We start from the raw sequence: 8990 nt of genomic DNA on the forward strand, positions 1-8990 counted from the left end.
TAGCAGGCCATTGAGGACTCCGGCGCTGACCAGGTTCCTCGCGCTGAGGATCTGGACGGCCGCCTGCCAATCTTCGATCTCTCGGGGGATGCGGTCCCGCCGCCCTTGCTTGCGAGCGATCTCGTAAACGATATTTTCATCCCAGTAGGCTTCCTGCCAGCATCGCAGGGTGAAGACGTGATGGCCCCTGGACGTAGGCGGCCCACACCCCAAGATCGACACCCTCGCCCCCCCTGCCCCTCGCGCCCGGATCGGAAGCCACCTCCCCCTCCCGGCGGCCTTCGGCCTTTGCAAGGTTCGCTGCAAGAATCCCACCACCGCCCACCGCTAGACTCCTCATGATACCGGCGAACGAGAGTCCGGTACACGAGTCGACCAAGGGAGGAAAGGTTATGGACACGACGCAGAGCGATCCGCCCCCTTCGTCCCACGGGGCTTGCACGGCCCCGCCCCCGGACCGGTTTGAACGGGACCGCGAACACCTCGCGAGCCTGGATACCAAGCTCCAGCTGGTCCGGGATTACGTCGGCCAGGTGGCCGGAGGCTACACGACCGGCCTGTACCTCTTCGGCGAGGGCGGCATCGGCAAGAGCCATTCCGTCATCCGGGAGCTGGACCGGCTATGGCCGACTACAAGCTGTTCAACAGCCGGATGACCGGCCGGGGCCTCTACAACGCCCTGGAGCGGTTCCCCGACTCGGTCCACGTCCTGGAGGACATGGAGCAGATCACGCGCGACCGCGGCGCCCAGGGGGTCCTTCGCAGCGCCTGCTGGGGCCAGCGCAAGGACGGCGGCCGGGGGCCGATGGAGCGTACCGTCACCTGGTCCACTTACAAGATGGAGCACAGCTTCGTCTTCACCGGCGGCGTCATCATGATCGCCAACAAGCCGCTGGGCGACCTGCCCGAGCTCCAGGCGCTGAAGACCCGCATCGCCTGCTGCCAGCTGAGGGCCACCGACGGCGAGCTGACGGCCATGATGCGTCGCGTGGCGGCCGGGGGCTGCGAGCACGACGGCCTGGCGATGTCCCCCGAGGAGTGCTCGGAGGTCTGCGAATTCATCGTCGAGCAGTCCCGCTCGCTGCATCGTCCGCTCGACATGCGTCTGCTGGACAACGGCTTCAAGGACTACCTAGCGTGGCGGGAGTGCCTGGCGGGCTGCCACTGGAAGGACATGACGGCGACCCGCCTCAAGGAGCGGCCGACGACCTTCGCCGTCGCGCCCGACCTGGGAACGCGGGCCGATCGCAAGCGTCGCGAGTTGGAGGTCGCCCGCGAGATCGCCGCGCGGACGGGCGACCGTCAGGAGCGGCTCCGGTTGTGGGACGAGAGGACGGGCAAGAGCGAGCCCACCCTATATCGCCGCCTCGCGGAGGCCGGCATCGCGTCGTCCTCGAATCCTCAAGTTCAGTCGAGATGAGAAAGTGAGAATCGGGGCATGGAAGCCCTCTTTGCCATTCGTAGGGGATCGCACTGCAGCGAATTCTCATCGCCGTCGGTCGAGGAGGGGGACAAGCCGTGGCCGGCCCTGATCCTCATGCTTGCTGCGTCGGCGGCAGGGTTGATCGAGCTTCGATCGACGTTCAGCCGGCACACCTCCCTTTGCTGGAGAATGCGGCGTCGATCTCGTCGCCATCTCCTCCAAAACACGTGTAAGAGGCGGGCTTGCAGCAACTGAGACCCAGCTCCGTCCTGTGGCGGAGGCCGGTCAGCGGGACCCCGAGGTCATCGAGAGGGCCGGCGTCATCCCCTAGCGCCTTGCAATTGAAGCGGCAACAATCCCGCCGGCAGTCGGGCTTAACATGAATTTGGAACAGGTTGACCGAGAAGGGAGCGATCGGACTGGTCGAGGCTCGTTCGCCGGTCGGATCGACCTGGATTGTCAACGGCTGCTTCCCAATTCCCGATGTCACGAGCCGACGGCCCGGCGGGCGTCTCTGAATCGGTTCGATAGCCCCTTCGCTCCCACTCGAAGTCTGGTACACCGAAATGATCGACCAAAATCCGCAGGACATCGTCGCCCGGCTGGGCCGCATCGAGGTGCACCTCGCCGAGATGCGCGACCTCATGGCGAGCCAGAGGGCGATCAAGGAGTGGTACACGACCAAGGAGTTCGCGGTCATCCTCGGCAAGGCCGAGTTCACGGTCAGAGAGTGGTGTCGTCACGGCCGCGTACGGGCTTCGAAGAGGCCGTGTGGCCGCGGCAGGTCTCAAGAATGGATGATCAGCCGAGAGGAGCTCGCCCGAATCCAGAACGAGGGCCTGCTACCGCTGCGTAAAGACTGACCGGATCGCGTCCGCCTGCTGATCCGGCGACAGGTGACGGTATCGCCGTCGCATCTCTTCGGTCTGGTGGCCCATCCAGGCGTCGATCAACCGCTGGTCGACGCCGCGGGCGGCGCAGTTCGACGCGAAGGAATGGCGGAAGACGTGCCAGCCCCGGATCACCGACCACCTGCTCTCGGCAAGGGCCCGGTGGAAATGGTGGTTCGACTCGTCGCGGGTCAACGTTCCGCCCTCCGGCCGGCCCTCCCGACCGTGGCCGCTTCCAGCTTCTCGGGAGATGGTGTAGGCACCGCCCGGATGGGCGGCGAACCAATCCCGCATGACGCCGGCGAGTCTGGGCGAGAGCGGGACACGCCGGGTCGTCCACCGACCCTTCACCCGCTTCTTCTCGCGGATGACGGCGGTGCCCGCCTCGAAATCGAAGTCGGCGATCCTGGACCGCAGGATCTCGCTCCGCCTCGCGCCCGTGTGGGCCGCGAAGACGAACATCGGGTAGATGAACGCATGGCGCGCCGTGGAGCGGACGTGCTCCAGCACCTCCTCGACCTCGGGGAGCGTCAGGTACAAGCAGGCCCAGAGGTCGTCCTGGTCCCGGGGGGCGAGCCTTCCCCTCTCGATCTGCCGCTCGATCTCCGCGCGCGTCTGGAACGAAGGCTTCTCCCCCGACTTGGGGAAGGCGAGCCCCTTGCTCGGGAACGGAATGGCCACCAGCCCCATCTGATTGGCCCAAGTCCAGACGGCCGAGAAGCTGGAGATCTCCTTCTTCATAGTGGTCGGGCTCAGGGGCCGGCCTCGTACGCCTTTGGCATTGGTCCGCCGCTCGATGTGGCGTTGGAGGTCGCTCGCGGTAAGGCTCTCAACGGTGAGCATGGCTCCCAGGGTCGTCGTGAGATGGCCGAGGTGGGTCCCGATGGTGGCCAGGGTGACGTCCTCCAGCACCCCTCTACGTGTGGACAGGTATCGGTCGAAGAGTTCGGCCAGGGTCAACGCCCTGGCCGCTTCCGCTCTGGAAGCGAGCTTGCCGTCGGAGAGGAGGAAGAGCGGGAGGTCGGCCCCGGGCGGCGGCGTCAAACGTCCGCGTTCGAGGAGCCTGAGGTTCTCTTCGAGGCGGACGAGGCACGCCTCGGCCTCCCGCCGGTCGCGGGTGCCCAGGGAGTGCTGGAACTTCCGGCCGCCGTGACGGAAGATCACGCGAAACCGGCCCGAGCGTTCTTCGAGCGACGCCATGTCAAAGGCTCCCGGAGGAGCGACGCAAACGCAATGCAGGCCCAATCCCGTCCCCAATTCGTCCCCAAAATTGGGGGCGCAAAGAAAAAGGACCTACGCCGAATCGACGTAAGTCCTTTCGCTGCAGTGCCGAAGAGAGGACTTGAACCTCCACGGGCATGGTTAGCCCACTAGGACCTGAACCTAGCGCGTCTGCCAATTCCGCCACTTCGGCAATCTCGTTCGTCGAGCATGCGGGGTTGGAACCGCACGTCGTCAGGTCGAGGGAGATTGTAGCAAGCGAGATGGTGCAAGTCGAGGGGTCAGTCCGGGAACTCGCGGGAATTCGGAGGCGGGTCGGCGGGCGGACGGAGCGCGTGCACCAAGGCTCGGACCTTGGCGGGGTCCTTGCGGCCGGGTGCGGACTCGACGCCGCTGGCGGCGTCGACCATCCAGGGGTGGACGATCGCGACGCGCGAGGTGACGTTCTCCGGGGTGAGGCCGCCGGCCAGCATGAGCCGGGGCATCGGCGGCAGGTCGTCGAGGATCGAGGGGTCGATCATCGCGCCGGTGCCGCCGAACGCGGAGGGAGACCAGGCGTCGATCAACACGGCGTCGGGAGCCCGGCCGAGCCTCTCGGCCCGTTCGAGGTGAGCCGCCATCGCCGCCACGGCCGAGGCGTTGCGAAGGCGGAAGGCCCGGATGAGGAAGAAATCGGCCAGTTCGGCCAGGTCCTCGGGGGGCTCGTCGCCGTGGAGTTGCACGCGCGAGAGCCCCAGAGTCCGGCAGGTCGCGGCGATCTCGGAAGGAGGGCGGTCGACGAACAGGCCGACGAAGGCGTCGGCCCGGTCGCAGGCGGAGAGCACGGCCCCGGCGCGGTCGAAGGTCGTGAACCGCGGCGACGGGGGGTGGAAGTTCAGGCCGATCCAGTCGACCCCCGCCGCCAGGCAGTCGACCGCCTCGGCGGGATCGATCAGGCCGCAGACCTTGATCCCGGGGCACCCCCGGAATCCGGAGGCGGGCTCGGCGGCGAAGGCGTGGGGCATGGCGCGTGCGCCGCTCCGTTCCGCTCGACTCGGGTCCGGTCAGACCCCGACGCCCAGCTTCTCGAGCGAGTCCTTGAACTTGTTGAGCGGGTTGACGCCCACTAGGCGGTCGACCTCCTTGCCCCCCTGGAAGACCAGCACGGTGGGGATGGCCGAGATCCGCAGGCTGCCCGGCGTGTCGGTGTTTTCGTCGGTGTTCAGCTTGCCGACCTTCACCTTGTCGCCGAACTCGGTCGCGAGCTTCTCGATGGTGGGGGCCAGCATGCGGCAGGGGCCGCACCACGGCGCCCAGAAGTCGATGATCACCGGAGTCTCGGAGTCGAGCACTTCCGACTTCCAGTTGGCGTCGGTAAACTCCTTCACGCTGTCGGCCATGATCTGGTCCCTCGCTGCGATTCAAACGATTGAGAGGCTGGGTGGATTTCCAGGAGTCGCCCCGCTACGGCGGCCCCGAAAGATGGAGGCATTATAAGTTGCACCAGGCGCGAGTCAACCAGGCGGGCGACGGGGGGGGCGGGGCCGACGCCGGCGGCGATCCGGCCGCGCCGTGGTGGGATTTCCTGGATCCCAGGCGGGAAGGCTGGCTGACCACTCTGCTGCTGGCGGTCCCGGTCGCCATCGCCCTGCGATTCTCCGGCGCGGGGCCGATTTGGCTCTTCGTCGCGTCTTGCGTCGCGATCGTCCCGCTGGCGGGGCTGATGGGCAAGTCGACCGAGAAGCTGGCCGAGAAGCTGGGGCCGGGGATCGGCGGGCTCATGAACGCCACCTTCGGCAACGCCGCCGAGCTGATCATCGCGATGTTCGCCCTGTTCAACGGCCTGGACGAGGTGGTGAAGGCGTCGCTGACCGGCAGCATCATCGGCAACATCCTGCTGGTGATGGGTGCGAGCCTCGTGGCCGGCGGCCTGAAGTATGACGTCCAGACGTTCAACCGCACGGCGGCCGGCGTCGGGGCGACCATGATGGTGCTGGCCGCCGTGGGCATGCTCGTGCCGGCGATCTTCCACGCCCTCCCCGAGGTGGCGGCGGCCGACCCGCTGCTGGAGCATGAGCTGAGCGTCGGCGTCTCGATCGTCCTTTTGCTGACCTACGCCGCCCACCTCGTCTTCAGCCTCAAGACGCATAAGAGCCTGTTCAACCCCGACCCGGCGGAGTCCTCGGCCGACCAGGGCCACGACCACGGCGCGCCCTGGAGCACCACGAAGGCGCTCGCCGTCCTGATCGGGGCGACGCTGTTCGTCGCCTGGATGAGCGAGATCCTCGTGGGGGCGGTCGAGGGGGCGAGCCACACGCTGGGGTGGAACGGGGTGTTCGTCGGCGTGATCGTGGTGGCGATCGTCGGCAATGCGGCCGAGCACTCGACGGCCGTGCTGGTAGCGATGAAGAACCAGATGGACCTCTCGGTGGGCATCGCGATCGGCTCCTCGCTGCAGATCGCCCTCTTCGTCGCGCCGGTGCTGGTCCTGACGAGCTACCTGCGCGCCGAGCCGATGGACCTGCTGTTCACCGACCTAGAGGTGGTGGCGGTCCTGATCTCGGTCTTCATCGCCCGGATGGTGGCCGAGGACGGCGAGTCCAACTGGCTCGAAGGGGTGATGCTGCTGATGGTCTACATCCTCCTCGCCCTGGCCTTCTTCTTCCTCCCCGCCCGCGGCGGCCACGGCGATAGCGCGGAGCCCGAGAAGCTACCGGCCCACCCGGCGGCCTCCAAGCAGCCCGCCCCCCTGCTCCGAACCTGAACCCCCCGAGCCCGAGGATAGGCCTCGCCTCATCCACCTCCTCACGCCCTCGCGCCTCGGACTCGCGAGAAATGGTACTGTGGACGTGTGGTTAGGTGCCCGGGTCAATCGATCGGGAGCAATGTCCTTGGGAAGAGATGCGTTCCACCGCGAGATCCTTCGCCGCCTCGGCGACCCGCTCGAACCGCTCAATCCCTCCACCTTCGAGCGTTGCGTCTGCGACCTCCTGAGAAGCGAGTATCCCACTCTGATTCCGATCCCGGGCGGGGATGACGCCGGTATGGACGGGGCCGTCGCTGATGGAAAAGGGCCCGCTTATCCGCTGATCTGCACGACTTCGACGAAGGTGATCGGAAATCTCACCAACAGTATCAGATCCTACTTGGACAAAGGGGGGCGTCGCCGGAAGGCGGTGTCCGTAACTCCCCGGGAGCTGACTCCGAAACAACGACGGAATTGGAAGCACGTGCCGAGCAGTTGGGATTTAAACTCGTTCAGGTCTACACCCGATCGAGCATCGCCGATTTCCTCTACCACAACCAGCGATGGTACCTTGAACTCCTTGATCTAACCGGCCAAGCCTCGGTCCTGTCGACTGAGCCCCCCTGATCTCGCGGCCGATGACCGGTCAAGCGTTGATTGGCCGGGATGTCGATCGAGACTGGCTGAAGGGAACGAAGGGCGACTTCCTGCTTATCGGCCATCCTGGCTCCGGCAAGACGGCGGTGCTGTACAGCCTGGTCAAGGAAGGTGGGGTCTTTTTCTGGTCGGCGAGGAGATCGCGGACGCGTCGGCGGAGATACGTTCGAAGAGGCCCGCAGTCGTGATCGTGGACGACGCTCACGTCGATCCCGATCGGCTCGTCCGATTGGCCCAGATCCGGCGTGAGATCTCCGCCGACTTTTCGATCGTTACCACCGTTTGGCCAGGGGACAAAGACAAGGTCGCGGAGAAACTCGGGATCGGTTGCGCCCCAATCCGAGAACTTCCTCGACTCAAGCGTCGTCAGATCGTTTCGATCATCCACTCCGCCGGCCTCCTCGGTCCGAGCGAATTGATTGGCGAGATCGTGGACCAAGCGTCGGGCTTGCCGTGACGCTGGCCACGATGTGTCGTAACTCCGGCGTTAGGGACGTCGCACTGGGGACGGCGATCAGTCGAATCATGGTCCAGTTCCTCGAGGGGACGATCGGCGAAAGATCGGTCGTACTCCTGGCGGCCTTCGCCCTCGGCGGAGATTCGGGCATGTCTGCCCGAGGTGTAGCCGGGGCGTTCAATCTCTCCCTCCTGGACGTCCAGATGACGGTGGCCCGATTGGGGGCCAGCGGACTCGTCATAAGTCAGCATGAAGGCTGCCTAGTGGGTCATGTGGCTCGCCTGTTGCCATAATGCTGCGTTTCGAGGTAGATTCGGTGGCCTCACACCCCACGGAGGCCGCCATGTCCCGCAAGAAGAAGGACCCGCTCCGCGAGCTGACCGAGACGGAGCGGGGCGAGCTGGAGGCGCTCGGCCGCTCGCAGTCCGCCCCGGCGGCCGAGGTCCCCCGCGCCAGGCTCCTGCTGGTCGTCGCCTGCGGCGACGACCAGCAGGACGCCGCCCGCTCGCTAGGCCGCCGCTCCGGCGACGCCGTCTCCCACCTCGTCGCCCGCTTCAACGACGAGGGCTTGGAGGCGTTGAGGCCCCGCCACGGCGGCGGCCGACGGCCGACCTACGGCCCGCCGGAGCGGGCGCGGATCGCCGCCGAGGCGGCCCGCACGCCGACGCCCGAGGCCGAGGGCACCGCCACCTGGTCGCTCTCCACGCTGCGGCAGACGCTCCGCGCCGCCCCCGACGGACTGCCGAATGTCTCCACGTATACGATCCGGCTGGTGTTGCGCGAGTCCGGGGCCGGCTGCCAGCGCACCCGGACCTGGTGCCCCGCCGGCAAGGCCCTGCGGCGGCGCAAGGCGGTCGCCGTGGTCGTCGCCGACCCGGACGCCGAGCCCAAAAAAAGCTGATCGAGGCGGCCTACCTCGCGGGCGAGGCGATGGGCCTGGCGGTGTGGTGCGCCGACCAGGCCGGCCCCTACCAGACGATCCCCTACGCCGGCCAATCGAGGCGGCCCGAGGGCGACCCGGCCCGCCAGCCGCACAAGTACCTGCGCGACGGCACGGCCAAGGCCCTGACACTGTTCCGCCCGGCCGACGGCCACGCCCGCGTCAACGGCGTGACGGCCTGCCCCAACGCGGTCCTGCACCCCTGGCTCAGGCGCGAGCTGGCTGCGATCCTGGCCGCGATGCCCGGCCCGCCGGCCGAGCCCGCCGCCGGGCGGCGTGCGGCCTGGGAGCGGTGGCAGGAGGGCCTCTCGATCAAGCCGACCCTGCTCGCCGAATTGCCGCCGCTGCGGATGCTGCTGGTGTTGGACGACCTGGCCGGCCACAAGACGCCGGAGCTCGTCTGCTGGCTGTTCGCGCACGGGATCATGCCGCTGTACACGCCGGTCGGCGGCTCGTGGCTGAACATGGCCGAGAACCTCCAGCGCATCCTGAAGCGCAGGGCGTTGGACGGCCAGTACCCGACCGACACGGCCCGGATCATCGCCTGGTACGAAGCCGCCGCGAAGCATTGGGACGCGGCCCCGACTCCGTTCGTCTGGGGCGGCGAGCGGGCGGCCCGCCGACGGCGGCAGCGTGAGCGTCGCCATCGCCTGGGCGGCTCGGGGGACTGCACTCGA

The 8990-nt window shown here is 67.4% G+C and carries 11 protein-coding genes and 1 tRNA gene; 7 read left to right on the forward strand and 5 right to left on the reverse strand.

All coding sequences use genetic code 11. From position 1 onward, the window contains the following. Positions 1-222: hypothetical protein (locus tag G6O68_RS32565; protein ID WP_206108272.1), on the reverse strand; the 222-nt coding region annotated here is incomplete at its 3' end. A 170-nt stretch (positions 223-392) separates the two neighbouring features. Here G6O68_RS32565 and G6O68_RS30920 point away from each other — a divergent pair. The 3 genes from G6O68_RS30920 to G6O68_RS30930 all read left to right on the forward strand — a co-directional run bounded on the left by G6O68_RS30920 (position 393) and on the right by G6O68_RS30930 (position 2286). Beyond that, complete coding sequence (locus tag G6O68_RS30920) at positions 393-656, forward strand: ATP-binding protein (protein WP_165253475.1); 264 nt, start codon at positions 393-395, stop codon at positions 654-656. Next, on the forward strand, positions 623-1420 hold the full coding sequence (locus tag G6O68_RS30925) for a hypothetical protein (RefSeq protein WP_165253477.1): 798 nt from the start codon (positions 623-625) through the stop codon (positions 1418-1420). Before G6O68_RS30920 ends, G6O68_RS30925 begins: the two co-directional genes overlap by 34 nt. Before the next feature lie 569 nt (positions 1421-1989). After that, positions 1990-2286 (forward strand): helix-turn-helix domain-containing protein, encoded by a 297-nt coding sequence (locus tag G6O68_RS30930; RefSeq protein ID WP_240911578.1) that lies wholly within the window; start codon positions 1990-1992, stop codon positions 2284-2286. Here G6O68_RS30930 and G6O68_RS30935 read toward each other — a convergent pair. From G6O68_RS30935 to trxA, 4 genes are all read right to left on the reverse strand, one after another. Continuing rightward, positions 2266-3513 (reverse strand): tyrosine-type recombinase/integrase, encoded by a 1248-nt coding sequence (locus G6O68_RS30935; RefSeq protein WP_165253479.1) that lies wholly within the window; start codon positions 3511-3513, stop codon positions 2266-2268. The genes G6O68_RS30930 and G6O68_RS30935 overlap by 21 nt on opposite strands. A gap of 127 nt (positions 3514-3640) precedes the next feature. Then, positions 3641-3727, reverse strand: a tRNA-Leu gene (locus tag G6O68_RS30940). 88 nt (positions 3728-3815) lie between these two features. Further along, the gene (locus G6O68_RS30945) at positions 3816-4538 is read right to left on the reverse strand and encodes a phosphoribosylanthranilate isomerase (RefSeq protein WP_165253481.1); all 723 of its coding nucleotides are present in this window, start codon (positions 4536-4538) and stop codon (positions 3816-3818) included. Between the two features lie 39 nt (positions 4539-4577). Beyond that, entirely contained in the window at positions 4578-4913 is a 336-nt protein-coding gene (gene trxA, locus G6O68_RS30950; protein ID WP_165253483.1) for a thioredoxin, read from the reverse strand. A gap of 98 nt (positions 4914-5011) precedes the next feature. Here trxA and cax point away from each other — a divergent pair, with 98 nt between their 5' ends. The 4 genes from cax to G6O68_RS30970 form a co-directional block, all read left to right on the forward strand. Continuing rightward, entirely contained in the window at positions 5012-6277 is a 1266-nt protein-coding gene (gene cax, locus G6O68_RS30955) for a calcium/proton exchanger (protein WP_206108273.1), read from the forward strand. 823 nt (positions 6278-7100) lie between these two features. Next, positions 7101-7373, forward strand: a complete 273-nt coding sequence (locus tag G6O68_RS30960) for a hypothetical protein (RefSeq protein ID WP_165253485.1) — start codon at positions 7101-7103, stop codon at positions 7371-7373. A gap of 343 nt (positions 7374-7716) precedes the next feature. Further along, entirely contained in the window at positions 7717-8274 is a 558-nt protein-coding gene (locus G6O68_RS30965; RefSeq protein WP_165253487.1) for a helix-turn-helix domain-containing protein, read from the forward strand. 29 nt (positions 8275-8303) lie between these two features. Beyond that, positions 8304-8990: transposase (locus G6O68_RS30970; RefSeq protein ID WP_165253489.1), on the forward strand; the 687-nt coding region annotated here is incomplete at its 3' end.

Origin of the sequence: Paludisphaera soli (assembly GCF_011064595.1) — a bacterium.
Taxonomy (GTDB): Bacteria; Planctomycetota; Planctomycetia; order Isosphaerales; family Isosphaeraceae; genus Paludisphaera; species Paludisphaera soli.